The following is a 26,309-nucleotide window of genomic DNA, read 5'->3' as shown; positions in this document are numbered from 1 at the left end:
TGATCTTCCTTTAGCTAATATTCACTTGCTGCATCAACTGCAAAGTTTCTGCTTCACTCAATCCGATCCGATGCGAAACCACGGCAACAAACACGGCCTGAACATCATCTGGGGTTACATAACTGCGCTGCTCAATAAAGGCATGCGCTTGTGCTGCTTTTTTCAAAGCCAATAGACCGCGAGTGGATAAACCATGCCGACCTTTACGGGTCTCGGTAGCCAAATCCAGTAGATAGTCCAACACGACATCGGCAATATGAATCTGGGTTACGCTTTGCTGAATGTCTAAAATTTCATATTCGCTAAAAATATGTTCTAGAGTTGAAATTAAAGCATAGCGAGAGGCTTGCTGTAACAGCAGTTTTTCTGCGGAGCGTGAGGGATAGCCGAGTGACAGACGCATCAGAAAACGATCCAGCTGAGATTCCGGCAAACTATAAGTACCACTTTGAAACAACGGATTCTGCGTCGCAATCACCCAAAAAGGTTGCGGTAACTCATAACGAACTCCATCTACCGTGACCAAACCTTCTTCCATCGCTTCCAGCAACGCACTTTGGGTTTTGGGGCTACAGCGGTTAATTTCATCTGCCAGTAATATTTGGGTAAAGATTGGACCTTGCTTGAACTCAAACTGATGTTCTTTTTGGTTAAACATATTCACGCCAATCACATCACTGGCGAGCATGTCATTGGTAAACTGAATACGCTGAAACTTCAGCCCTGCAATATGGGACAAGGCACTGGATAAAGTTGTTTTACCGAGTCCTGGCAAATCTTCAAACAACACATGGCCACCAGCTAATAAACTACTTAAAGCCAGTTTGGTCTGATTTTCTTTATCTAAAATGATGCTATTGATTTGATTCAAGAATGCCTGAATTTTGGCAGCATACGATTCAACCCGATCATTCAGTTGTTGTTGCTCATGTGTGAGTTCTTGTTTTTGAACCTTATTTGTACCCCAAATCACAGCTTATTTCCCAATAAAAAAACGGTGCATGCTTAACATACACCGTTTTTTTATTTTTCCAAACAAATCAAAAGATTTCTGACAAATACCTGCTTAGATTAACAAGGGCATTTTTTCATTCCACCGCCCGCGCCTGGATAACGTACATCCACGCAGTGACGGTAAAATGTTTTGGCATCCATTGCGACCAAGTCAGGATGATTCTTTTTCATATGCTCCAGATAAGTTTGATAATCCGGCACCCCCACCATCAGGCGAAAGCTTTGCTGTAGACGTTGCCAAATGATCTGAATGGTTTTAATCCCATTCAACATCAAAAACTTCTTCGGCTGTGCCAGCACAGTAAATTTAATGATCTTACCCAACGCCAGTTTTTGGCGAATTTGATCTTTTAGACTCATTTCACCTCTCCCGCCGGAACTTCGTCACTATAAATGGCTTCTGACTCATGCACACTTGGATTAGGATCTGCCAATGCACGACGAATCACACCAATGGCAGCAAACACCATCACAATCGCCACAATCATAAAGAAACCGCACAGTACTGCATTAATTTGATTGGAGAACACAATCGTTTGCATTTCAGCGATGTCTTTGGCCGGTTTTAAAATTTCATTACGCGCAATTGCATCAGAGAATCGGTTGGCTTGTGCCAGGAAACCAATTTTTGGATTTTCATGGAAGATTTTTTGCCAACCTGCCGTCATACAAGTAATAAACAAGAAAATGGTTGGAAAAATAGTGATCCAAACATATTTCTCTTTCTTCATTTTGAACAAGATGACAGTACCCAAAATCAGTGCCATTGCAGCAAGCATTTGGTTACCAATACCAAATAAAGGCCATAAGCTATTGATACCGCCAAGTGGGTCAATCACACCTTGATAAACAAAGAAACCCCAACCTGCAACAGCCACGGCGGTTCCCACCAGATTACCAAAGAAATTGTGCGATTGTTTCAACGCAGGAATCACGATCCCGACAGTATCCTGAACCATGAAACGGCAAGCACGTGTACCCGCATCTACCGCAGTTAAAATGAATAAGGCTTCAAACAGAATCGCGAAGTGATACCAAAACGCCATCATAGAACGGTTATTAAAAATTTCCGTAATAATGTGTGCCATACCAATCGCAAATGTTGGCGCACCACCAGTACGCGAAAGAATCGAGCTTTCACCGACTTCTTGAGCAAGTAAAGTCAATGCTTCAGGAGTCACCACAAAGCCTAAAGTACGCACCGCTTCAGCAGCACTTTCAACCGTGGTGCCCAATATGGCAGCGGGTGCATTAATTGCGAAATACACCCCAGGTTCAAGGATGGTGGCACAAATCATCGCCATCACAGCAACGAAAGACTCCATCAACATACCACCGTAACCAATTACACGAATATCGACTTCATTTTCAATGAGTTTCGGTGTAGTTCCTGAAGAAACCAGAGCGTGGAAACCTGAAATGGCACCACAAGCAATGGTAATGAATAAGAATGGGAACATAGAACCTGCAAATACAGGACCTGTACCATCAATGAAATGCGTTACCGCAGGCATTTTCATTTCAGGTAATGCCACCATAATTCCGACTGCAAGACCAGCAATCACGCCAATTTTCAAGAAGGTAGAAAGGTAGTCACGTGGCGCAAGCAGCAACCAAACCGGCAAAACTGAAGCAACAAAACCGTAAGTGATTAAACACCAAGTCAGTTGAGTACCGGAAAGTGTAAAGATCGGCCCCCAATAAGGATCAGCAGCAACATTGCCACCATACACAATCGCCAGCATCATCAGCACAAAACCAATGATTGAAACCTCGGCAATTTTCCCTGGACGGAGATAACGCATATATACGCCCATGAACAATGCAATTGGAATTGTTGCAGCAATACTGAACACGCCCCATGGACTGTTGGTTAAGGCTTTTACCACCACCAAAGCAAGCACTGCAAGGATGATGATCATGACGCCTAATGCACCCAGCATCACAATCACACCCGCAAAGGAACCCAGTTCTTGCTTCGCCATTTCACCGAGTGAACGACCATCACGACGGGTAGAAATAAACAGCACCAAGAAGTCCTGAACAGCACCCGCGAGAACCACACCCACCAACAACCAGATGGTTCCAGGTAAATAACCCATCTGCGCTGCAAGAATAGGACCGACTAATGGTCCAGCACCAGCAATGGCTGCAAAGTGGTGACCAAACAGGACATACTTATTGGTTGGAACATAATCCAGACCATCCGCTAAACGATGCGCAGGTGTTAAGCGTCTGGCATTGAGTTCAAAAACTTTATTGGCAATAAATAAACTGTAGAAGCGATAAGCGATGCTATATACACAGATGGCTGCCAGGACGAGCCAGACTGCATTAACATGTTCACCTCTGCTGATTGCGAGTATCCCGAATGACACCGCACCTAAAATCGCGACTAGAAGCCACACTATTTTTGAAGTTATGGTTAACTTCGGTTGAATCGTTTCCATGTAAATCCCTCATATCTAATGCATAAATCAGCGATCATTTTTTATTGTTCGGTATACTGCTGTTTCTTCCTTTGCGACTCTACTCCTCATGACTTACTTTTCATCTAAGACTTTGGCATAAAAAAAGGGATGATTTAAATCATCCCTTTCGATAATAGTCTATTTTTAAACCATTATGCACGTTCTAAATAGTCACCAGTACGGGTATCTACACGAACGCTTTCATCTTGCTGTACGAATAATGGTACACGAACAACTGCACCAGTTTCGAGTTTCGCAGGTTTACCGCCACCGCCAGAAGTATCACCACGAACACCTGGATCAGTTTCAACGATTTTCAACACAACGAAGTTTGGTGCACTTACTGACAATGGAACACCATTGAAAAGCATGATTGTACATTTTTCGTTTGAATCGTCTTTCAACCATTTGGCAGCATCGCCCATCGCAGTTTTGTCAGCTGTGATTTGTTCGAAGCTCACTGGATCCATAAAGTTCCAAAGTTCGCCATCGTTATAAAGGTAATCCATTTCAACCTCAACAATGTCAGCACCTTCCAGTGTTTCATTGGATTTGAATGTTTTTTCTAAAACTTTACCAGTTTTAAGATTACGCAATTTTACGCGGTTGAATGCTTGACCTTTACCAGGTTTTACATATTCATTTTCCATGATTGAACATGGGTTGCCATCAAGCATTACTTTAAGACCTTGCTTAAAGTCATTTGTAGAATAATTGGCCATGAAAGGCTCGCTCCAAACTTACTAACTTAAATCTATTAATGCTAGACTAGCATTATTTTTAACACGTAGCATGATAAACTATTTATATCAAGAGCAAAACTGGCAATCTCAACTCAGTGACCTGATTACGGATCCATTAGAGCTTCTAGAGATACTTCAGCTCTCGTCTGATCAATTATTATCAGGGGCAATTCTGGCTTCTGAACAGTTTAAATTGCGTGTTCCACGTGCATTCGTCGGAAAAATGAACGTTGCTGATCCTCTGGACCCCCTGCTATTACAAGTTTTACCGCATCATTTAGAACTTGAAGATCATCCCGGGTTTGTCACCGACCCTTTGGGTGAAGAACAAGCCAATCAACAACCCGGTGTACTCCATAAATACAAATCACGCTTTTTACTGACATTAACCGGTGCTTGTGCGGTGCATTGTCGTTACTGTTTTCGTCGTCATTTTCCTTATCAGGAAAACCTGCCAAAAAATGAAGACTGGCTTAATATTAAAAACTATATCAAAAGCCAACCCGATATTAACGAGGTGATTTTTAGTGGTGGAGACCCACTTACGCTATCCAATCGAAAATTAAAGCTTTGGATCGATCGCTTGGAATCGCTACCACAAATTAAATTTTTGAGAATTCATTCACGAGTTCCTATCGTAATCCCCAACCGTGTCGATGAAGAGCTGGTTTCTCTATTAAAAAACAGTAGGCTACGAATTATTCTAGTGGTACACTCAAATCACGCGGCTGAGCTTGATGATTTTACTTGCGCTAAACTTTCACTCTTGGTTCAACAACAAATCACCGTGCTCAATCAGGCAGTTTTATTAAATGGGGTCAATAATTCTGCGCAAGTTTTAGTGGATTTAAGTTACCGCTTGTTTGATGCAGGCGTGATGCCATACTATTTACATGTGTTAGATAAAGTAAAAGGTGCGCATCATTTTGACGTGAGTCCTGAGCAGATTAATCTTATATATAAAGATGTTTTAGAGAACCTTCCTGGATATTTGGTTCCTAAACTCGTTAGGGAAATAGCGGGCGAAAAAAATAAAACACCGCTTTTTGGGGTTTCAACTTTTTGAGTTAAATAATAACGATGCTTATGAGTACTTCAGATATCTTCCAAACGCCAACAGAATTAAAGTTGGAACAACTGAGCTTTTGTCCATCTAATGCAAAAGGGCTACAAGAATGGGTATCTAATTTATCCATTCTGCAACTCGGAAATTCTTCAAAAGAACTTTTCAATGCGTTACTGGAAATATCAGAACTTAAATGCCCAGAAATGCTGCGTTTTGATTTAATTCAAATCTTGCACCCAACGATTGATAATGTATTGATCAGCCTGGAAAAGCATTTTTTCAATCAAGGTTTGATCACAAACGACCGTAGTGATCAAATTATTGAATTAGCGATGCTTTTGCGTAGCCATTTCGCCAAAATCTATATCGATATTTCAAAACGTTGTAACATCCAGTTAAGTCTGCAAAAGTTTTCTATCTTTGCCTTTAATCAAAAGAAAAGTTTACAGACTGCCAGAATTGTTGCGACTTATTACGCATTACAGCAACTCGCATTACTACTTTACCAACAACATTTGTTGTATAGCACACCGTTATTTGGTCAATGGCTGGTCGCGCATCAATTGCTCGAATGTGCGATTAATAATAATTTTTATCAAACCAATATCAATCAAATTTTAGATACGCAGCATCAATTACAAACGATTGCTCACGCTTATTCACAGCTCATTTTATTGGATATTTTCAATACGCATCAAATTCGCCCATCAGAAATGCAAGGCTTATATTTATGTAGTTTTGACTGGGCAAAACTGGTTCACATTTTACCGAAAGAAACCACGCTTTCTCGCTATATTGTAGATACCAATAAAGATCATCCACCGGTTTTTAACACCAATCAGGCGAGTCTTTACAAGCCGACCATTTATATTTCAACGCAGCATTTATTAGATCATCTGTCTGAGACCCAAACTAAAAAGGCAGGTTATTTGTCGCGTAACGAAAAGTTATTTCTGACCCCAGCATTACACTTTCATATCCATAACCTACTTACCACCAATATTGAACGTCGCCATGAGCGCTACGAATATTCAGCACAATTGCAGATCTGTTTTAGTCTTTCTGTGGCGCACTTTTACCTCTCTAAAGGTAAAAACTTTCAAGAAACTTTGGATTTAGAAAATAATTATCAGTTCCAAAATGAAAGTAGCTTTATCAACTCCATGAATTCCAATATTCCTGCTGAAACCAATACAGCTAAAGTTCTGGATCGTGAAGCAAAACAAATCTATCCAGCTGATGTGCTGGATATCAGTGTCAATGGTTACCGAATTAAGTGGACCGGTACTACACCTTCAAATTTAAAAACTGGGGAATTTATTTTAATTCAGGAAAATACCAACAGCCCTTGGCGTGGCGGTGTGGTTCGCTGGATTAAACAATCGACAGAAAAAAGTCTGGAACTTGGGCTTGAAGTATTAGCTCAAGATTTATTCCCCTGCTCAGTCATGGTGAAAACTGAGCGGAACGGCAGTAACTACCAACCTGCTCTTATCGTTCAAACCTCACAACTCGATAATGTTTCGACCAGTTTAATTGTATCGGGTTCGCACATGTTTAGAGAAAAACAAACCATTCATTTGCGATTAGGAAAAGAAGAACTAAAAATTTACCTAACCAAAGCACAGCTTATTACTCAAAGTTTTATTCGTTTTGAATTTGAGTTGCTGAATGATCAGCAAGAAAACCTGATCACAAACTTCATCAACAAACAAATGAATGAAATCAAGAATCACGATTTATGGGAAGCATTGAAGTGAGAAATCCATTATTGTCTAAAAAGTTAAAACGTACCGAGACACGTTTACTCATTATCGATGATAATCAAATACGTTTTAACCAAATTCGTGATCTTTTAACGTCAAGTGGACATCTTGTACAGGCAATATTGCTGGATGATTTACAAACTTTTGAAAAACAATTACATCAAAATTGGGATCTGGTCATTTTTGGCCGTGCCTATGACTTAAAATACGAACAAGCCTTAAGTTTAATCCAATTATCAAAACAACCGAACTTACCGATTATCCTTCTAAAACCAGAGGATTATCAGGCAGAGCAATATGCGGGTTATATTCGTAAAGGCATTTACGACATTTTAAATCTGGATTATCCAGATCGTTTTTATCTTGGCTTACTTCGTGCACTTTCATTCAGTCGTTTAATGCTTACTCAACAACATTTAATGGATGAATTAGAGTCTGCACAAACCCACGCACAATCTTTAGTACATGATAGCAACAAAGCAGTTGCGCTTATTCAAGAAGGCATTCACATTCAGGCCAATCCTGAGTATTTACAACTGTTTGGAATTAAAAATGAGGAAGATATCGTCGGTCTTCCTTTACTTGATCTGTTACAACCGAAAGATTTGAACGAGTTCAAGTTACGCTTTAAAAAAATTACTCAAGGTCAGTTTGATTTAGGTCGATTAGAAATCGCCACACTAAATGATCATGTTTCTATTCCAAATCCGCTTAAAATCGAATTTTTACCCGCTACGGATGAAGATGCATTACAAATTACCATTGATATCGAAACTTCAGAAGCAAGTCATGCAGCATCTAGAACAACTGATAAAAATGTGCAGAAACCAAATACCTATCAGTTAATTAACCGAACTATTACCAAACAGCCTTCTGATATTAATGCACTAGTACTCTTTTCTTTAGCCTCTTGCCCTGAAGCTATTTTTGAAGGTGATTGGATCACTTCAAAAAACTATTTCAGTCAAATAAAAGAGTTTTTAAAGGAACAAACCCATGCTCCCTTATTTAAAGTTTCACCAGGTATTTTAGCCGGTTTATTCCAGGCAGAATCTAAAGCAAAATTAGAATCCAAGCTTATTGGTTTAAGCTCACTCACCAAGCCACAATTATTGACAGTCAATCAATCTAGCTACCCGCTTAATTTAAGAATTGGTTATGTGATATTAGATAGTGAAATTCGTGATGAAAGCCATTTTGAAAAATTTATTAATTCTGCTTACAACACGGCTTTACCACAAAATGAGTCGACTCCAGAGCTTAAGTTAGAAACGCATTTAGATATTCCAACAATGGAAATTCAGCGTACAGAAACGAAGTCATTAATTTCTTCACCTGAATCTTCATTAATTAAAGCTTTAGAAAAAAGCTTAGAGCGTGGAGAAATTCATCTTAAATATCAACAACTCTATGACAAGCAAGATAGCAACTTATACACCTATGAAGTGACCAGTGGTTTCATTTTTGAAAACTCCTGGAAAGATTTATCAGGTTTAAGAGAGCTAAAAGAAGATCCGGAATTATCGATTAAACTAGATCGCTGGATATTAGTTGAATCATGCAAGCAATTGCATAATTTTATTACACAATATCCTGAAGCAAAATTGATTGTAAATCTGAATAAAGAAGTGTTATTTCACGATCGAACCTTCCCTGAATTTATTTCCAAACTGATCACAATTGTACGCAGTAAATTAAGCCATCCGCTTATTTTACAATTTTCAGAAGAAGATCTAACCCAGAATCTTTCAGATGCGCAAAAATATATAGCGCAGCTACACCAGTTTGGTGCCAAAATAGCATTACGAGACTTTGGTAATACTATTTATAGTGAATATGCTTTACGTCAACTGGATATCAACTGCTTAACATTACACAGCACACTGACTGAAATGTTAAATACAGAGCAATCTACTGAGGAATTACAGGAAAAAATCAAAACTTTCAATGAAATTAAACCGGTTGAAATCATGCTGCGTGAATTAAACGATATGACGCTTTTCGCCAATGCCTGGAATGTTGATGCACGCTTTATTCAAGGGGATTATTTCCAGAAAAAACTGGATCACCTGATTGATGTACAAGACCAATAAGTCTTGTACACATTTTCTTGCTGCGAAATACATAAATTTCAGGAATAAAAAAACGGGCATATTGCCCGTTTTTTTTAATTTGACGGTATTAGTCAGGACGTTTGATAGAACGTGACATACCAGCAAAACGTTGTTTGAACTTATCGATACGACCACCTTGGTCAACATTCTTCTGTTTACCAGTATAGAATGGGTGGCAAGCTGAACATACGTCAAGGTAAAGAGTTTCTTTACCAATCGCTGAACGAGTTTCGATTACGTTACCACATGAACAAGTAGCAACTAATGTTTCATATTTTGGGTGAATATCGGCGCGCATCGTCGATTACTCCTAAGTTAAGAAAGGCTTATGCTGTCATCGCAATTGATCACTCTCATGATTCATGAGGAAAAAAGCTTCTTCAAAAAAAGCGAGACCAACACCATAACAGACCATTCTTTTGGCCCACCGAGACGGATACCGCCAGAGCTAAGCACAACAAGTGGGCGTAATTATACGGCAAAAAATATCAGATAGCGAATTATTCTTTTAACTCATCTACAGCTTTTAATTCATCCAAATTGTGCTTAGACCAATAATTGGCAATCACACCACATACCATAAGCTGAATTTGATGAAAAATCATAATCGGTAAAACAATCATCCCTAAAGGCTGCCCGATAAATAAGATTTGTGCCATCGGCACACCACTGGCTAATGTTTTTTTAGAACTGCAAAAAAACATTGCAATTTGATCTCCCCGGTTAAACCCCATCCATTTTGGAATGTATAAAGCCAGCAACATAATGATAGTTAAAAACACTGAACAAGCCAGAGTCAAAACCAATAGGGTTTCCCAACTCACAACGTCCCATAATCCAGCAACGACTGCCCCGCTAAAAGCACCATAGACCACCATCAAAATAGTGCCCTGATCAAATGCTTTGACGATCCCCGGTAATTTCAACATATAAGGATAAACATAAGGACGTAATATTTGCCCCAATATAAATGGTACAAGTAATAATAATGTAATTTGAATAATGGATGAAGTTGGGTCAAAGCCATGTTGTGACTGACCTAAAATAAAGAAACTGACCAATACTGGGGTAATGAACATCCCGACAATATTGGAAAATGAAGCACTGCACACCGCACTGGCCACATTGCCTTTTGCCACCGAGGTAAATGCAATAGAAGATTGCACGGTTGATGGCAAGAAGCACATGAACAAAAAGCCCCAGTACAACTCTTTCCCTAACATTGGTAAAAGGATCGGTTTGGCCAATAGCCCTAAAAGCGGAAACAAGGCAAAGGTGAAAGCAAACACCACCACATGGAATTTCCAGTGCATGATGCCTTGAACGACCGCTTCTCTGGACAATTTTGCCCCATGCAAAAAGAATAAAATCGCAATTGCACCAGAAGTAATCACCCCAAAGATATTTGCAGCAAGACCTGATACTGGAACTATTGTTGCCAAGATCACCATGACAATCAGCAAAATGGTAAAGCGGTCCAATGCCAACAATTTTAACATTGCTACATCCTGTATTTATTGAAAAATATAAAAAAGCCCAATAAGTGAATTTACCTGATGGTAAAGTTTCATCTTACTGGGCTGAATAAATAAAACCAGTTTTTCAACTCAATGTTGACTATTTAGTTTATCTATAGCTAAGTTTTCACTTAGTTATTACGTGCATCTTTATCTTGCTGAATCAGTTCGATTTTATAACCGTCCGGATCTTCAACAAAAGCAATCACGGTGATGCCACCTTTCATAGGACCCGCTTCACGGACGACATTACCGCCGCGCGCCTTGATCTCTTCACAGGCTTTATAGGCATCATCTACAGCAATGGCAATATGACCGTAGGCATTGCCCAGCTCATAGCTCTCTGTGTCCCAATTATGGGTCAATTCAAGTACCGTATGATGTTCTTCATCACCATAACCCACAAAGGCTAAAGTGAAACGACCTTCTTCATAATCACGTTTACGAAGCAAAGTCATACCGAGTACTTCAGTATAGAACTTTAAGGATTGTTCTAAATTGCCTACACGTAACATGGTATGCAGCATGCGCATCTTTGATTTTCCTATTCATTATTTATTCACAGCCAATATAGGCAATGCCGCGAGATAATTCAAATTTTATCCATTAAAAAAGCAGCGAGGGACGCTGCTTTTTAATCGATTGATTACTGAGTTAATGGATTGTTAGCAAAGTAATGATCAATTTTATTTAATGGTGTGGTACCCGGTTGACGAGCGACCATACCTGTATTCACACTACCATATAGCTGGTCTGGTTTCGCAAAATGTAGCTTATTCACATTTGGGTCGATATAAGGCATGTCTTTATGGCGCTGCATATAGAAGAATAAGTCTGCGATCATCGGCTGGAAACCATAAGAATCATTTGCCCAAGCACTGTCATGACTCCCCCAATGATGTCCAAACTCATGCGCGACAATACCCAGTCCAGACCAGCGATAATGACCATAATAAATCCAGGGATCTACACCCAAGGTTGCTCCCCCCTAATCCACCGCCAATATTACTAATGCCGAGTGAAATTCCGCCACGGTTGAGTATGGCTTGATAAATACGGCTGTAATCCGCCGGGCTAAAGAAACCATTAATACCATCCACCCTGCCAGCATTACCAAAGAAGTCGTGTCCCATGACTTTTTGGTGATTGAACCAAAGATGCTCAAATTCTGGACTGCTTAAGGTATATGCAAAGTTGGTCATCATAATGATCCATTCACGTGCATATATAGGGGTAATACGATACCAGTTTGTTACATTTAGATTCCGGTTATAGTCACCGAAATAGATTTGCCATTTGGCTTTAATTTTATTCAGTTTTTGCACATGAGCATCTGTTTCAGAAACGATTTTAAAATCGAATAACTCGACTGGCATTTGCTGAAACTCGCCTAAACCTTCAAGCCTGATGATCCAGTTTTGCCAAAACAAACCATTGTTCGGTATTTTTAAGTTTAGCCCGAATTTCCAAATCTGCTACCGGCACCGCACTATAACTCTGGATTCGGATTGAATCTTTGCCGAATTCTGCCGATAAAATCTGATCCATAAACACATAGCGTTGATTGGCATTGATTAATGTTTCCCAGCTTTCTTCATCTTGCAGCACTTTATAAGAACTGATCGCCTGGGCTTGCTTGAGCTGAACAGGTATTGAAGTTATATTCGATTTTTGCTGTGCGACATTTCGCATAGGCAATGCAATAATTTTTTTACCAATCAAACTGAGAATATTTTTGTCATAGACGGCGATATCCGCTGCTTTTTCCAAGTTCAGCTTTATATCCTGTCCTTGCAAACGGTATGATTTGACCGAATCAATCGCAGCAGGAAGCACGTCCTGAATAGTGCCTAAGTTCTCGGTAGCAAAACTTTCAATAGCACCTGAGGTTCGGGATGCATATAACAAGCCGTCTGTTGCTCGATGAAAAACGGATGCCACTCCATTTTGCTGGCGTGTTGGCGCAACATTTGAAGCCCCTTGTGCCAAATTACGCAGATCGTATACATAGGTATTGCCATTACCGGTACTGGCGTAAAGCAAATCCCCCACAGTTTCTAAACGTACATCACAGCTTCGTTCGCAATTCGGTAATGAAAGCCGTGCATATTTACGTGCTTTTAAATGATTGCTACTGGTCACTTCGGACTGTTGCCACACATTGATACGACTTTGGATATCCGGTGCAAATACATACTGGTCATTTGCAGCCACTGCATGGGTATGCACAATTGCGGCATTCAATTGATCCCCGCTCCAATTCCCGGTACCCAAGGACATTACAAATTGTGGTTCACTCGAACCAATATCAAAGATATCGACACGGTTGGATGGAAAAGATGCCACATATAAACGGTCTTTATAGATACTAATATCCTGCAAGGTATCCCAGACTTTTTGAATTCCGGTAATTTGTTCAGGATTGATACTGGTCAATACCCGCTTAGTCTTCAGGTCATAACGTAAAATTTGAGCCGCGGCATTACTGTTGGCGATATACAAAATATCAGCATGAACGGCAATTGCACGCGGATTCCAGTCGCTTAAAGCAAAAGTCGCTGCACCAAATTCTGAAGCACCATCTGCTAGACGGAATTGTTTTAATAAACTGAGCTGTTCCGTAGGATTGGATGGATTTCCCTCATCCATTGATGATGGTTTTAATTTAGGTGATGTTACTTGCCCAGCTTCGCCAGGTGTATTTCACTCTCTCCACCCGACCCCCCTCCACAACCTGATAAAGCAAAGGCTATCCCCAAACCAATGCTCAAAAGTTGATTTTTCATAATTTACCGGTTAAAAACCAAAGGCTTAAGTTAACACAAACATATGATTAATATAAATTTATTTATATAAACCCGATCACTTATCTTGGTTTTATTTATAGTTCAATCACACTCTAAATAACAAAAAGCCTATTCCATCAAAAAGATAAAATAGGCTTTTAATTGCAAAATCTGTTTTTAACAGACTGGTTTAGCGTTGTTGAGCGGTATGTTCCTTTAACAACTTCGCTACCCACACCACTAAAATCAGAATGGGAATACCAATCAGTGTGGTCATGAGGAAGAAATTCGGATAACCAATATTGCTGACTATAGTACCCGAATAACCGCCTAAAATCTTAGGGGTTAAAGTCATCAGTGAGCTAAAAATAGCGTATTGCACTGCGGTAAATGACACACTGGTCAAGCTCGACAAGAATGCAATAAATGCAGCACCTGCAAGCCCTGATGCCAAGTTATCGACAATAATGGCGAAATATAACCAAAGAGAACTATAAGGTTTAATCACCTTGCCTGTAATTTCAACTTCGTCAATGGATTGGGCATTTACGACGGGTAAAGGCTGAATATCCACATCTAAATCTTTGGCGGTGCTCAAATTCATATTGGTCGTATAGCTATGCTGAGTCGTGGACAAGACTTGATTATTTTCAATCACTTCAGCAACGAGCTGTTTAGAAGCTGAAGTGATCAAAACCTCAGCCGGAATTGCCGCACTAAATACGCCGGTTTTATCCAGATTTGCATCAAAAGTTTGTCCATCTAAACTTAAAACAATTTTTTGAGATTCAGATAAAGGTTGCCCAAAATACTGTCCACGAATCACCAAACTATTATTTTTCTCATATAAAGCAATGATATTGTCACTGGTCACAGGCAATATCTGCATGCTGGATTGTTTTGCATCCTGCTTTAAATACGGCAATCTGGTCACTGCTGAATTTTGTGAACCATCCTGATATTGTGCGGCAACTTGCAGTTCATCCGCTTGTGCCAACACCTGACTCGGTACTTTAAGTTTCCAGTATCCCACTTCATCGGACTGCACTTTATAACTCTGCTGTCCGACCGTGACATTGACATCATTGGTTTGTTGTCCTGATTTTACCAGACCGATAAAAATTAGATTGGTCGAGCTTGCCAACACTGCACCGACAAACATCAACTTCATAATGTTCATACGCTGTGCCAGCAAACCACCTAAGAAACCACCAACCAGACTAAAAATCACCCCATAAATTTTAACCGCTTCGGCAATTTGCTCTTTGGTGAAGTTTAAATCTTGATAAAATACATTGGAGATTACGCCGGCAATAATGTCGGAAATACGGTAAAAACCAATCAACAGCAACAGCACTAACGCCAGTTTTACGCCATAACGTTTAAAGAAATCAGCAATCGGATTGACCCAGGTTTCAAATGCCATTTGTTTGTTGACAGCACCCATTTTCACCAGCAATGAACCCACCAATAACGCAACAGCAGCAGAACCAATAAAACGTAAAGCTTCAAAGCAAAAAAGTAAGAAAGAATCTGAAATTTCAAATTGTGATTTAAGGGCTTCGGTTAAATTACCAGAGAAAATATAGCTCAGTACAAAACTGATTACGGCCACAAAGAATACCGCGACCAAACGGTAGTAATCGGTACGTTTATAATCTTTATAGACCCGATTCACTTGCGGTTCACGAATCACCAATGTGGTGATAATACCCACCAGCATGACCGCAGCCATAGCCAAATAGGTAATCTTCCAGGCACTATAAATATAGTTGCCTTTCGCAGTACCTAAGGATGCTGCTAAAAATAATGCTCCTGCCCCTGCTACAATCATTCCGATGCGATAACCGGCATTGTAGGTCGAAGCCAGCACCGTCTGCATTTGAATTTCTGCCAGTTCAATACGGTACGCATCAATCACAATATCTTGGGTAGCAGCAGAAAATCCCAACAGTACTGCCCCAAAGGCCATTTGGTACAAATAACTTTGCCCTAAAGCAGGATTTGAAAATGCCATAATACAAATGGCACAGATAATCAGTACCTGCGCAATCAACAACCACGCCCTACGCCGACCGAGTATTTTGGTCAATAGCGGAACCGGTAATTCATCAATTAACGGTGCCCAGACAAACTTGAAGGAATAACCCAGAGCCGCCCAGCTAAAAAAAGTCACCGCACTTTTATCAATTCCGGCTTCTCCGAGCCATAAAGACAGGCTTGAAAAAATCAGTAATATCGGAATACCTGCGGAGAAACCCAAAAACAGCATAATAAGGGCACGGCGATCAAGAAAGGCTGTAAAGGCCGATTTCCATCCAGTAGATTGTGTTGTCATTGATTTATTATGTTCTGCAAAAACTCAATGCCGCTATTCAAACGCGTAATGCGATAGGTTTCAACAATATTTACGAAATCATTATTTTATTTTATCGATTAAACCGTCATGTCTGCTTGAATTTTTCAAGCAAACCTGTATACCTTTAAATCTCTACCGCAATATTTCGTTTTGGATTTTCACAGTGACCCAAAGACTCGAGCAAATGAACTCTTCTTTATCTGCCAATATTATCAGCAACATTGAACAACCGAGCCAAAACATTTTAACTTCAGCATTTGAACAACCAGAAATACAAAGCACTTTAGAAAAAACCAAACTGAAATCTGAACAACTGACGCATATTCCTAATTACGATAAAATTCCTGCGTCAACGCGTCGACTGAAACCCCTGAATAATTTTCTGGGGCAAGATCGCGCACGTGCCTCTGTAGAAGCAGGTATTGCTCTACCTTATTCAGGCTATAACATTTTTGCTGTGGGTACGGCGGGCCTCGGCAAACGCACCATGATCAAGCGTTTATTGCAACAACACGCCAAAACCATGCCGACACCAAACGACTGGGTCTACGTCAATAATTTCAAACTGCCGCGTCAACCGATTGCGTTAGAGCTTCCTTCCGGTCAAGCAGCGAAATTTCAAACGCTGTTGCATCAGACTTGGCAAACCATCTTAAAGCAATTAGAACGCCGTTTTACCGCAGAAATTTATCACAATCGAATTGAACTGATTCGCCAGCAAATCGGGGATGAGCAACAACAAGCGCTGATTGAACTCACCAAAGAAGGTGAAGCGCTGGATCTGAAACTGATTACACGTCATGAAGAACATTGTTTTGTACCTGTACATTTCATTGATGATTCCCCTCAAGAAATGACGCCAGAAGAAATTAATGCGCTCAACAGTAAAGAACGTGCTGAAATTTCAACCAACATGCGTTACATGGACAAAAAACTGGAACGCTTAGGCTTGCACTTAGGCGATTTGGAAGATGATGCACGTGACAAAGTACAAAGCTTAAACCGTGATATTGCCAAACAAGTGGTGATGCCGCGTATCGAGCAAATCCTGAATAAATTTGGTGAAGTCGAAGGTTTAAAAGACTATCTCAAATATTATGCCGAAGACATTATTAACAATGTCGAAATTGTGCTTGAGCAAGAAGAAGATGACTTTACGCCTGGGCTATTTAGCCGCGTGCCGGCACGTTATCAAGCCAATATCATTGTTTCATACAAGCCAAATTCTGGCGCACCGGTAATTTTTGAAGACTTCCCAACACATTACAATTTGTTGGGTCATGTCGAACAGCTTACTCAAAATGGCACCATTACCACAGACTTCACCCTGATTCGCCCAGGCACGCTACATAAAGCCAATGGCGGCTTTTTAATGCTCGAAGCGGAGCAACTGCTGGAACAGCCTTATGCATGGCAAGGTTTAAAACGTGCATTAAAATCAGGACAGCTGAAACTATCTTCACTGGAACATATGCTGACTTTAACCGGCAGTATTTCAATTGAACCACAATCGATCCCATTAAATTTAAAAGTCGTTTTACTTGCAGAACCTGAAGTTTATTATGAAATTCTGGAAGTCGAACCAGAACTGGGCAGTGTATTTAAAATTCGTGCCGACTTTACCGATACATTACAACGTAATGACAGCAATGAGCAGGCGTATATGCAGCTGATTGCCGATTATGTGCAAGCAGACAAATTACTCCCTTTTGACCGTTCTGCTTTAGCTGCATTACTGACCGATTCAAGTCGTCAGGCAGAAGACCAAAGTTCATTGTCATTACATGCTTTGACTTTGGGTGATTTGATTCGCGAAGCACATCATCATGCGGAAAAATCGGGTGACAAAATCGTTAGCGATAAACATATCAATACTGCGCTCGATCATCGCAAGTACCGCCTCGGTTATTTACGTGAATTGTACTGGGAAGATTTGTCTCGTGGCACACAGCTCATTGAAACCAAAGGACATCGTTTAGGACAGATTAATGCCCTCTCTGTGATTCAGTATGCAGATGTGGAATTTGGTTTGCCTTCGCGTTTAACTGCTTCGGTCTATCAAGGTGGCGGAGATATTCTTGATATTGAACGCAGTGTGGAACTCGGTGGCTCCTTACATGCCAAAGGCGTGTTATTGATGTCGAGTTTCCTCAAAGCACACTTTGGCCGTGAACAGATTCTACATTTCTCTGCTGCCCTTGCCTTCGAACAAAGCTATGGTCAGGTAGATGGTGACAGTGCAACCGTGGCTGAACTTTCTGCACTACTATCAGCCATTAGCCAACTGCCAATTGACCAATCCTGGGCAATCACCGGTTCAATGAATCAGCTCGGTCAGGTCCAACCGATTGGCGGTGTAAATGCAAAAATTGAAGGCTTCTTCGATGCTTGTAAATTACAGGGCTTAACCGGCAAACAAGGTGTAATTATTCCACGCCAAAACATGCAACATTTAATGTTGAGACACGATGTCATTGAAGCGGTTGAAAAAGGTCAATTCCATATTCATGCCATTCAGACCATTGATCAGGCTTTAGAAATTTTGATGGCTCGCCCTGTCGGCACCCTAAACAAAAAAGGTCGCTATAGCAAAAATTCAATTTATGCTGCTGTGATGGAGCAACTTGAATATTGGCAGGCCATTGAAGATGGCGCAGCGTTTGAGGAAGAGACCAAGAAAAAGAAAAAAAAGAAAAAGGCCAAAAAAAAGCTGAAAGAAGAAGCAGAAAAACAACCGCTTCCATCTGATGTGGTCGAATCTAAAAACACCAGCAAGGATAAGTCAGAAGCAGAGTAATCTGCTTCTTTAAAAAGCACCATTAAACCAACCCATTAAAAAAAGCGCCATAAGGCGCTTTTTTTATCACTTCACAACTGAATTAAGCTTCAGGTGCTGGGCTGTGCTGTTCTACCAAAGATTTTAATTCACCTTTTTGGAACATATCTAGCATGATATCGCTACCACCAATTAATTCGCCATTAATCCACAATTGTGGGAAGGTAGGCCAATTTGCAATTTGCGGCAAAGTAGCGCGAATATCCTGGTTTTCCAAAATGTTTACATAAGCAAATGGACGACCAATTTGACTGAGTGCTTCTACCGCACGTGCAGAGAAACCACATTGTGGGAATTGCGGCGTACCTTTCATATAAAGAAGTACTGCATGTTTAGCAATTTGGTCACGAATTAACGCTTCAGTGTCGCGTGCTTGTTCAGTCATTGATAAATCCTCAACTAATCTGCCTCGCATTATACCCAAAACTTAACAAAACAGTATGACTAAAGCAATATTTCCATTTTTATTTACATTTGGGCTTTTATTCTGTAGCAGTTTTTGCTTAGATAAACCTTTATTTTCCCACCTAACAGATAAGAGTTAGTCATGAATAACATTACCCTTGCCCCAGTGCAATCTGATCAACCTTCACACTTGATGCCAGTATTTGGCCGTCAGCCGATCAGCTTTGTTCGCGGTCGAGGTTCTTATCTTTATACAGAAGATGGCACTGAATATTTTGATGCACTTACAGGTATTGCTGTATGTGGTCTAGGTCATGCTCATCCTGTTATTGCTGAAGCCATTGCTGATCAAGCGGCAACCCTCATTCACACCAGTAACTTGTTTGAAGTGCCTTGGCAAACTGCTGCAGCACAAAAACTTGCTGAAGTTTCAGGCATGGAAGAAATTTTCTTCTCGAACAGCGGTGCAGAATCCAATGAAGGTGCCATTAAAATTGCCCGTAAATTTGGATCAATGCAAGGCATTGCCAATCCTAAAATTATCGTTGCGGATCGTTCTTTCCATGGTCGTACCATGGCGACCCTTGCTGCAACCGGCAACAAAAAAGTTCAGGAAGGTTTTGGTCCGCTGGTTGAAGGTTTTATTCGCGTACCTTTTGGTGACATTGAAGCTATTGAGGAAGCAGCAATTAACCACCCAGACATCGTGGCGATTTTCGTTGAACCGATTCAAGGTGAAGGTGGTGTCAATACCGCACCTCAAGGTTTTAGCTATCTCGAAGAAATCCGTCAAATCTGTAATCAACATAACTGGTTGATGATGCTTGATGAAGTTCAAACAGGTAATGGTCGTACCGGTAAATACTTTGCTTACCAGCATACCAATATTGTTCCAGATGTTTTAACCACTGCAAAAGGTTTGGGTAATGGCTTCCCGATTGGTGCTGTGATGACTCAGGGTCGCGGTGTCGGTGTACTGACTGCGGGCAGCCATGGTTCAACTTATAGCGGTACAGCATTGGGTTCACGTGTTGTTTATACTGTGATTGATCTTATTCAGAAAGAAAATCTGGTTGAAAATGCTGCGAAAATGGGAAGCTATATCGTTGAGCAATTGACTCAACAGCTGAGTGAGCAAAACGTGACAGTCCGTGGATTCGGTCTCATGATTGGGATTGAGTTACCGAAAGAATGTGGTGAACTAGTGAATATTGCCCGTGATGAATATCATTTAATTATTAATGTGACTGCGGGTTCTGTGGTTCGCCTACTACCTACTTTAAACATTACTCAAGAACAAGCAGATCAATTGATTGCTCGTCTTGTAAAAATGATTAAAGCCTTTTTAGCTTAATTCTTTAATTGTTCAAAAACGAAAAGCCGCTGATAGCGGCTTTTTTTCATACTCATCGGCTTTTATGAAGCTTCTTGATAAATTCTGCCACCGGGTAATTGGCAGAAATATTGTTTTAATGCCTCTAAACAACGATGAATTTTCATCGGCTGTTGTTCATGTTTTGAAATAATGGCATACAAGGTAAAACTTGGTAATCTCCACTCCGGTAAAACTTCAACCAAAGCGCCATTTACTAAATCTTTTTGTGCATCTAAATATAAAATTCGAGCGATACCATGTCCTTGCTGACATAATGCTTTGGCAACCAAGACATTATTTGAGGTCAATCTCGAACGCATCTCCAAACTGATGTCTTCATTTGTCACACCATGCTGGAATGACAAAGATTGATAATTTTTAATCACATTCATTGGAATTAAATCATGATGCTTTAAATCCTCAGGACGTGAAACAGGTGCTGACTGATTCAAATAACTCGGTGAAGCAACCAGAACCTGCTCAACTCGAGCAAGCGGCACCACATGCAAATTACTATCTTCAATTTTTGAACTTATTCGCAACGCAATATCAATACGACCGTCAATCAGGTCAATATATTGATTGTCAGCTTCTACATGGACTGCCAAACCTCGATGAGCAGACATCCAATGTGACAATGCTGGAATGACATGATTTGCAGCTAATTCTGGCGTAGTTGCAATACGTAAATCACCAACAAGATCATCACGCAGCTCATTAATTCGTATTTTTCCGCGCTCTGCGGCAGCGAGCATCTCTTGACAGCTGTGGAAAAAAGCTTGTCCCGCTTCAGTTAAACTCAACTTTCTGGTAGAACGATGTAAAAGTGTAACTTCCATCTCATGTTCTAAAGAACGAATTTGCTGACTTACAGCACTGGTGGTGATGCCTAAATTGCGGGCTGCACCACTGAACGAGTTTTTTTCTACAACACAAGCAAAAACACCCATTGCTCGAAGTTGATCTAACATAAATTTCCCTCTGAACTTATGAGATGCTTTATCTTTCGATAAAAGCAACTCATTGTATTATACGGTGAAATTTAAGTAATGCATTATTTTATTTAATTAATAGGTAATACCTTAGTCGGATCAATAGGCTTGCCATCTAGACGAACCTGAAATTCAAGCATAGTGCGGGTTGTACCGGATGAACCCATTTCCGCAATCTTCTGCCCAGCCGTCACATTTTCTCCACTTTTCACATTCATTTTACTGTTATGTGCATACGCTGAAATGTAACCATTAATATGCTTGATCAGAATCAAGTTGCCATATTCTTTTAAACCGTCTGCTGCATAAACCACTTGTCCATCCGCTGCTGCATAAACGGCATCACCCACATTGCCTGTATAGCGAATCCCTTTAATATTATTGGCTAAATTAAAGTTTTGCAGTACTGCACCATTACTTGGTTTGACCCAACGTAACGCAGATACTTTAGAGGATGCCACAGGTGCAGTTGGAACATTGGCTACAACTGGTGCAGTGGTTTTCGCTGGAGTAGTTGGAAGTTGAACGGTTTGACGTTGGATCGGTGCAGCTTGTGTCACAGCTTGCGTCGTGGTGGTACGACGTGAACCAGAATCTTTTAAACGTAAAGACTGTCCAACATAAATGCGATACGGCGGCGTTATGTCATTCATATCAGCAACGCTGGTATAAGCTAAACCATAACGTGCAGCAATCCCACTTAAAGTATCTCCAGATCGAACGGTATAGTAGTCTGGTGCAGCTGCATAACGGGTTGCATTATGAATTTGTGGTTTTGAAGCACAGCCACTCAAAATGACAGTGGAAATAACAGCTGTAGACAATACAATGGTTTTCAGCAAGGCTGAAGGCACAGCAAATAAGCGATATTGTGACACCACGTGCATTAATCTTCCTCTCTACATACAAATGTATTTATTGATTTGCGCCAAGATTAGCAAAAAAATATATAAAAAATTATTTCAATTCTACATTTTCACAAAGTTATAACACTACTTGCAACTATTTGGAAAACTGTGCATGTAATGTGCTTAAAATGTCATAATTTGTAGCATCCATTTGAATCGGCGTGATGCTGACATAGCCATTTGCTACGGCAAAAAAATCCGAGTCTATTTCAGTCAGGCCTTTTTTAGGCTCCGCGACTGCCTCGCCAGAAAGACCAATCCAATACACTTGACGACCGCGTGGATCTACATGACTGGTGATGGGTTTGGATTGACTGCGTCTACCCTGATAGGTAATTTTTGAACCTTGTAATTCAGCTACATCCGGAATATTGACATTAAAGATGTGACGCGGAGGTAAAACAGGCAAACCTGACGCAATAAAATCATGCACCCATTGTGCAGCGACAGCATAATCTTTCGGGTGCTCGTAAGAACGAACATTTTGCCCTGCCATAGAGACTGCAATTGCAGGTTGTTTCATTAGACGACCTTCAAAAGCTGCACCAACGGTTCCAGAATACAGAACATCATCGCCTAAATTGGCACCGCTATTAATACCACTAACCACCAGATCAAATTCAAAATCAAATAAACCATTCATAGATAGATACACGCAATCTGCCGGTGTACCATTCACCGCCCAAACATCGGGTGAAATTTGAATGGGACGTAAAGGTCGATCTAAAGTCAAAGCACTGGAAAAACCGCTGCGTTCACTTTCTGGTGCAACAATAACAACGCGCCCCAAAGGAGCTAAAGCATGCGCGAGCGCTTGGATACCGGGAGCAAAAACACCATCATCATTGGCAATTAATATATTCACTTAAAAAATCTCGTAACGGTTTGAAAAAATGACTGGTCAGAACATTTGATTGAATAAGATAAAGAATTATATATATTTAACCCTCGACATCCATTCAAAATGTGTGACTAAAAAATGATTACAACGATCTCATTTCGTAGCTTCTTGGGTTTAGGTTTTGCAGCGTTACTATCACAAGCTGTTTTAGCCGATGAAGGCTTAACTCAAGCAGAAGCCAATACCATTGTTAAAGAAGACATTGCTTCGACTCAAGTTATGGCTGAAGTATGCCCTGCAATTGTTGGTAAAAATGCAAAATTTGATCACAATATTCATCAGCTCATTCAGTCTTACCTGCAAGATTATTCAGATAAATCGATGACTTACGACAAAATTCAAGCAGATACAGAATATAAGTCTGTTCTTGATGAAGCGCGTCAAGCTGCAAAAGAAACCAGTAAAGATGAACAAAAATCAGTTTGTGATGACGTAATCAATTACGACGCATAATTCACAACAAATCATCTGTCTAGAATACTCAACTTATTGAGCATTCTATAAATGGGCATGCAGATTATCCAGCTTCATGCCCTATTTTTTATAAAACAAATATAAGTCAAATTTCATTCATTGATTCTTCAATTTTCAACAGCTTCAATACATTTGTGTACTTACAATTACTAAAAATATCGTTAAGCTTATTTATATTGTTATATTTTTAAATAATTTAGGTCTACTTAAATGAAATCATCCATGTTCAAATCTCTTTCTTTGGGTCTATTCACCACTGCTGTAATGACCCTTTCAGTGACTCACGCTGCCAAACAACAAGATGAAAATATTGAAGTCACACCGATTCAAAAAGTGACCCAACAAGAACTTGCAGCCATTTATGTGCTGTCAGAAGTCTGCCCAAGTCTGGTGAAAGATGATGCACAGTTTTCGAGAGGATATTCCAAACTTGCGCAGGAATATTTACCCCAGGAAAAAGATGCTGTTTCAGCTTTATCTAAGCTGAGTAAAGAGAAAAAATTTAAATCCATTTTAGCTGAAGCTCGTACTGATGCGAAAAAAGCCGGTGACTCGAAAAACCAAGAAATTTGCCAAGAACTGACGACTTATAACAATTGACACAAATTGGTTACAATACTTTTGAAATAAGCCGATTTCCCCATAGAAGTCGGCCTAGCTTTATCCTAGAATGCTAGGCTCTTTGTGCCTTATTCACGTATTGGAACCACCTAGAATGACCAGAAAAAGCGCCCTTGCTGCATTATTACTTTTACCGAGTTTCACATACGCAGCAACTGTCTTATCTGCACCACCAGAACTCAATAATAAATCTTATGTTTTGATGGACTATGAGACGGGGCAAATCCTCGCAGCAAAAAATGAAAATGAAAAATTAGCCCCTGCTTCAATGACCAAGATGATGACCAGTTACATCATCGAACAGAAGTTGTTGAGTGGTGATCTTACGGAAAATGAAAAAGTTCGTATGAACGAATCGGCATGGTGTCGTGGCAGTAGCACGGAATCATGTATGTATGTACCGCTTAACGGTACTGCAACAGCATTGGAAATGCTCCGCGGGATTATCATCCAGTCAGGTAATGATGCTTCTAAAGCCATGGCAGAACATATTGCTGGTAATGAAGGCACTTTTGCTCACATGATGAATGAAGAAGCAAAACGTATCGGTATGACCAATACCAGCTTCATCAATGCAACCGGTATGCCTGCTGAGGGTCACTACTCGACTGCAAAAGATATGGCGACACTTGCACAACATATCATTCATGACAGCTCAAAATATTACCCAATCTACTCTGAAAAAGAATTTACCTTTAACGGCATTAAACAAGGCAACCGTAATGCCTTGCTTTATACCGACCCAAGTGTAGACGGTTTAAAAACCGGTCATACTGAAGAAGCAGGTTACTGTTTAACCACTTCTGCCAAACGTGGTCCATTGCGTTTAATTTCAGTGATTTTTGGTGCGCCAAGCATGAACGAGCGTGCATCTCAAACACGTGAAATTTTGGCTTGGGGTTATGCAAACTTTGAAACCGTTAAAGTTCAACCTGCGAATCAGGTCTTGGCTAAAGCGAAAGTTTGGTATGGTAAAAGCAATGACGTTCAAATTGGCTTAGCTGAAAACTTCAATGTTACTATGCAAAAAGGTCAGGCCAACGCGATCAAAACCCAACTGGTTGTTCAACCTAAACTCACTGCACCGCTTAAAAAAGGTCAGGTGGTTGGTAAATATGTAGCCAGCATTAATGGTAAAGTCATTTCAGAAAAACCTCTTGTTGCACTTCAAGACGTTGAAGAAGCAGGTTTCTTTGCAAAAATGATCGACCATATCAAACAATTCTTTAGTAACTTGTTTTAATTAAATTTAAAGTTTTAATTCAGCCTTAAACTAAAGATAAAGCACTCGTACTTCGGTATGGGTGCTTTTTTTATTTTATAATGACTGCATACCATTACCACTGAATACGCATGATGAAAAAGAATATTCGCCCTTATTTAGATCACCATCCTAAAATTGATACCACTTGCTACATTGATGACATGTCCGTGGTGATTGGTGATGTGACTTTGGCTGAAAATGTATCGGTGTGGCCTTTTGCGGTGATTCGTGGTGATGTGAATCATATTCATATTGGTAAAAATTCCAATGTACAAGATCATGCGATGCTGCATGTGAGTCATAAAAAAGCCGACAAGCCTGAAGGATCACCGCTAATTATTGGCGAAGATGTCACGATTGGACATCACGTGAAATTACATGGCTGTACCATTGGCAATCGTGTATTGATTGGCATCAGCAGCATTGTTTTAGATGATGTGATTATTGAAGATGATGTGATGATTGGTGCAGGCTCTTTGGTTCCACCACGTAAACGTCTGGAAAGTGGGTATTTATATGTCGGTAGTCCGGTACAGAAAGTCCGTCCGCTTACAGAGAAAGAAAAAGAATTTTTGCCTTATTCAGCGCGTCATTATGTAAAAGTGGCGAATAATTATTTAGATGAAACGCATTAATTATTAAGCTATATAAGCCGATAGAATTAATAAGCATTAAAAACAAGGTATCTCTAAATGAA

At 40.2% G+C, this 26,309-nt stretch carries 24 protein-coding genes; 9 read left to right on the top strand and 15 right to left on the bottom strand.

Annotation, left to right across the window (positions count from 1 at the left end):
* Positions 1 to 10: 10 nt before the first annotated feature.
* The 4 genes from HLH18_RS11490 to efp all read right to left on the bottom strand — a co-directional run bounded on the left by HLH18_RS11490 (position 11) and on the right by efp (position 4,207).
* The gene (locus HLH18_RS11490) at positions 11 to 916 is read right to left on the bottom strand and encodes an AAA family ATPase (RefSeq protein WP_214647338.1); all 906 of its coding nucleotides are present in this window, start codon (positions 914 to 916) and stop codon (positions 11 to 13) included.
* Positions 917 to 1,071: 155 nt separating this feature from the next.
* On the bottom strand, positions 1,072 to 1,374 hold the full coding sequence (locus HLH18_RS11485; RefSeq protein WP_171546933.1) for a YbdD/YjiX family protein: 303 nt from the start codon (positions 1,372 to 1,374) through the stop codon (positions 1,072 to 1,074).
* Positions 1,371 to 3,464: a carbon starvation CstA family protein gene (locus tag HLH18_RS11480; RefSeq protein WP_214647332.1), complete on the bottom strand. Its 2,094-nt coding sequence runs from the start codon at positions 3,462 to 3,464 to the stop codon at positions 1,371 to 1,373. The genes HLH18_RS11485 and HLH18_RS11480 overlap by 4 nt, the downstream gene beginning before the upstream one ends.
* Positions 3,465 to 3,637: 173 nt before the next feature.
* Positions 3,638 to 4,207 carry an elongation factor P gene (efp, locus tag HLH18_RS11475; RefSeq protein WP_131286788.1) on the bottom strand — a complete coding sequence of 190 codons (570 nt, stop codon included), beginning with the start codon at positions 4,205 to 4,207 and terminating at the stop codon, positions 3,638 to 3,640.
* Positions 4,208 to 4,277: 70 nt separating this feature from the next.
* Here efp and epmB point away from each other — a divergent pair, with 70 nt between their 5' ends.
* From epmB to HLH18_RS11460, 3 genes are read left to right on the top strand one after another with little or no spacing between them, the layout of a single operon-like run.
* A complete protein-coding gene (gene epmB / locus HLH18_RS11470) occupies positions 4,278 to 5,294 on the top strand; it encodes an EF-P beta-lysylation protein EpmB (RefSeq protein ID WP_171546932.1) in 1,017 nt (338 codons plus the stop codon).
* A gap of 14 nt (positions 5,295 to 5,308) precedes the next feature.
* Entirely contained in the window at positions 5,309 to 7,054 is a 1,746-nt protein-coding gene (locus tag HLH18_RS11465) for a cyclic-di-GMP receptor FimW-related protein (RefSeq protein WP_171546931.1), read from the top strand.
* Positions 7,036 to 9,153 carry an EAL domain-containing protein gene (locus HLH18_RS11460; RefSeq protein ID WP_171546930.1) on the top strand — a complete coding sequence of 706 codons (2,118 nt, stop codon included), beginning with the start codon at positions 7,036 to 7,038 and terminating at the stop codon, positions 9,151 to 9,153. Before HLH18_RS11465 ends, HLH18_RS11460 begins: the two co-directional genes overlap by 19 nt.
* An 88-nt stretch (positions 9,154 to 9,241) precedes the next feature.
* On the opposite strand, the gene rpmE is transcribed toward HLH18_RS11460, so the two are convergent.
* From rpmE to HLH18_RS11435, 7 genes are all read right to left on the bottom strand, one after another.
* Positions 9,242 to 9,472: a 50S ribosomal protein L31 gene (rpmE, locus tag HLH18_RS11455; protein WP_067725111.1), complete on the bottom strand. Its 231-nt coding sequence runs from the start codon at positions 9,470 to 9,472 to the stop codon at positions 9,242 to 9,244.
* Positions 9,473 to 9,674: 202 nt separating this feature from the next.
* Positions 9,675 to 10,673 carry a bile acid:sodium symporter family protein gene (locus HLH18_RS11450; protein WP_171546929.1) on the bottom strand — a complete coding sequence of 333 codons (999 nt, stop codon included), beginning with the start codon at positions 10,671 to 10,673 and terminating at the stop codon, positions 9,675 to 9,677.
* 149 nt (positions 10,674 to 10,822) lie between these two features.
* On the bottom strand, positions 10,823 to 11,224 hold the full coding sequence (gloA, locus tag HLH18_RS11445; protein ID WP_171546928.1) for a lactoylglutathione lyase: 402 nt from the start codon (positions 11,222 to 11,224) through the stop codon (positions 10,823 to 10,825).
* 113 nt (positions 11,225 to 11,337) lie between these two features.
* Positions 11,338 to 11,667, bottom strand: a complete 330-nt coding sequence (locus HLH18_RS16055) for a hypothetical protein (protein WP_250852412.1) — start codon at positions 11,665 to 11,667, stop codon at positions 11,338 to 11,340.
* Positions 11,600 to 12,121 (bottom strand): hypothetical protein, encoded by a 522-nt coding sequence (locus tag HLH18_RS16050; protein ID WP_250852411.1) that lies wholly within the window; start codon positions 12,119 to 12,121, stop codon positions 11,600 to 11,602. The genes HLH18_RS16055 and HLH18_RS16050 overlap by 68 nt, the downstream gene beginning before the upstream one ends.
* Positions 12,090 to 13,340: an LVIVD repeat-containing protein gene (locus HLH18_RS16045; RefSeq protein WP_250852410.1), complete on the bottom strand. Its 1,251-nt coding sequence runs from the start codon at positions 13,338 to 13,340 to the stop codon at positions 12,090 to 12,092. The genes HLH18_RS16050 and HLH18_RS16045 overlap by 32 nt, the downstream gene beginning before the upstream one ends.
* 327 nt (positions 13,341 to 13,667) lie before the next feature.
* Positions 13,668 to 15,815 (bottom strand): AmpG family muropeptide MFS transporter, encoded by a 2,148-nt coding sequence (locus tag HLH18_RS11435; RefSeq protein ID WP_171546927.1) that lies wholly within the window; start codon positions 15,813 to 15,815, stop codon positions 13,668 to 13,670.
* A gap of 205 nt (positions 15,816 to 16,020) precedes the next feature.
* Between HLH18_RS11435 and HLH18_RS11430 the strand changes: the two genes are divergently transcribed.
* Positions 16,021 to 18,633, top strand: a complete 2,613-nt coding sequence (locus HLH18_RS11430) for a Lon protease family protein (RefSeq protein ID WP_214647337.1) — start codon at positions 16,021 to 16,023, stop codon at positions 18,631 to 18,633.
* An 82-nt stretch (positions 18,634 to 18,715) separates the two neighbouring features.
* Here HLH18_RS11430 and grxD read toward each other — a convergent pair whose 3' ends face one another.
* On the bottom strand, positions 18,716 to 19,057 hold the full coding sequence (grxD, locus tag HLH18_RS11425; RefSeq protein ID WP_067725102.1) for a Grx4 family monothiol glutaredoxin: 342 nt from the start codon (positions 19,055 to 19,057) through the stop codon (positions 18,716 to 18,718).
* A 162-nt stretch (positions 19,058 to 19,219) separates the two neighbouring features.
* On the opposite strand from grxD, the gene HLH18_RS11420 reads away from it, so the two are divergent.
* Positions 19,220 to 20,431, top strand: a complete 1,212-nt coding sequence (locus tag HLH18_RS11420) for an aspartate aminotransferase family protein (RefSeq protein WP_171546925.1) — start codon at positions 19,220 to 19,222, stop codon at positions 20,429 to 20,431.
* 62 nt (positions 20,432 to 20,493) lie between these two features.
* On the opposite strand, the gene HLH18_RS11415 is transcribed toward HLH18_RS11420, so the two are convergent.
* The 3 genes from HLH18_RS11415 to surE all read right to left on the bottom strand — a co-directional run bounded on the left by HLH18_RS11415 (position 20,494) and on the right by surE (position 23,217).
* Entirely contained in the window at positions 20,494 to 21,423 is a 930-nt protein-coding gene (locus tag HLH18_RS11415) for a LysR family transcriptional regulator (protein WP_171546924.1), read from the bottom strand.
* 92 nt (positions 21,424 to 21,515) lie between these two features.
* Positions 21,516 to 22,331 carry a peptidoglycan DD-metalloendopeptidase family protein gene (locus HLH18_RS11410; protein ID WP_171546923.1) on the bottom strand — a complete coding sequence of 272 codons (816 nt, stop codon included), beginning with the start codon at positions 22,329 to 22,331 and terminating at the stop codon, positions 21,516 to 21,518.
* Positions 22,332 to 22,446: 115 nt separating this feature from the next.
* The gene (gene surE, locus HLH18_RS11405) at positions 22,447 to 23,217 is read right to left on the bottom strand and encodes a 5'/3'-nucleotidase SurE (RefSeq protein WP_171529892.1); all 771 of its coding nucleotides are present in this window, start codon (positions 23,215 to 23,217) and stop codon (positions 22,447 to 22,449) included.
* Positions 23,218 to 23,331: 114 nt separating this feature from the next.
* Between surE and HLH18_RS11400 the strand changes: the two genes are divergently transcribed.
* From HLH18_RS11400 to HLH18_RS11385, 4 genes are all read left to right on the top strand, one after another.
* On the top strand, positions 23,332 to 23,706 hold the full coding sequence (locus tag HLH18_RS11400; protein ID WP_171529893.1) for an MCR_0457 family protein: 375 nt from the start codon (positions 23,332 to 23,334) through the stop codon (positions 23,704 to 23,706).
* A 231-nt stretch (positions 23,707 to 23,937) separates the two neighbouring features.
* Positions 23,938 to 24,327 carry an MCR_0457 family protein gene (locus HLH18_RS11395; RefSeq protein ID WP_171546922.1) on the top strand — a complete coding sequence of 130 codons (390 nt, stop codon included), beginning with the start codon at positions 23,938 to 23,940 and terminating at the stop codon, positions 24,325 to 24,327.
* A 115-nt stretch (positions 24,328 to 24,442) separates the two neighbouring features.
* Entirely contained in the window at positions 24,443 to 25,591 is a 1,149-nt protein-coding gene (gene dacC / locus HLH18_RS11390; protein ID WP_131286817.1) for a D-alanyl-D-alanine carboxypeptidase PBP5/6, read from the top strand.
* Positions 25,592 to 25,704: 113 nt separating this feature from the next.
* Positions 25,705 to 26,247, top strand: coding sequence for a gamma carbonic anhydrase family protein (locus tag HLH18_RS11385; RefSeq protein ID WP_171547023.1), 543 nt, complete (start codon positions 25,705 to 25,707; stop codon positions 26,245 to 26,247).
* Positions 26,248 to 26,309 lie beyond the last annotated feature (62 nt).

This window comes from Acinetobacter sp. ANC 5414, assembly GCF_013004295.1.
Classification (GTDB): domain Bacteria; phylum Pseudomonadota; class Gammaproteobacteria; order Pseudomonadales; family Moraxellaceae; genus Acinetobacter.
The sequence above is the reverse complement of the archived record's forward strand: the minus strand, read 5'-3'. Positions and strand labels throughout refer to the sequence as shown.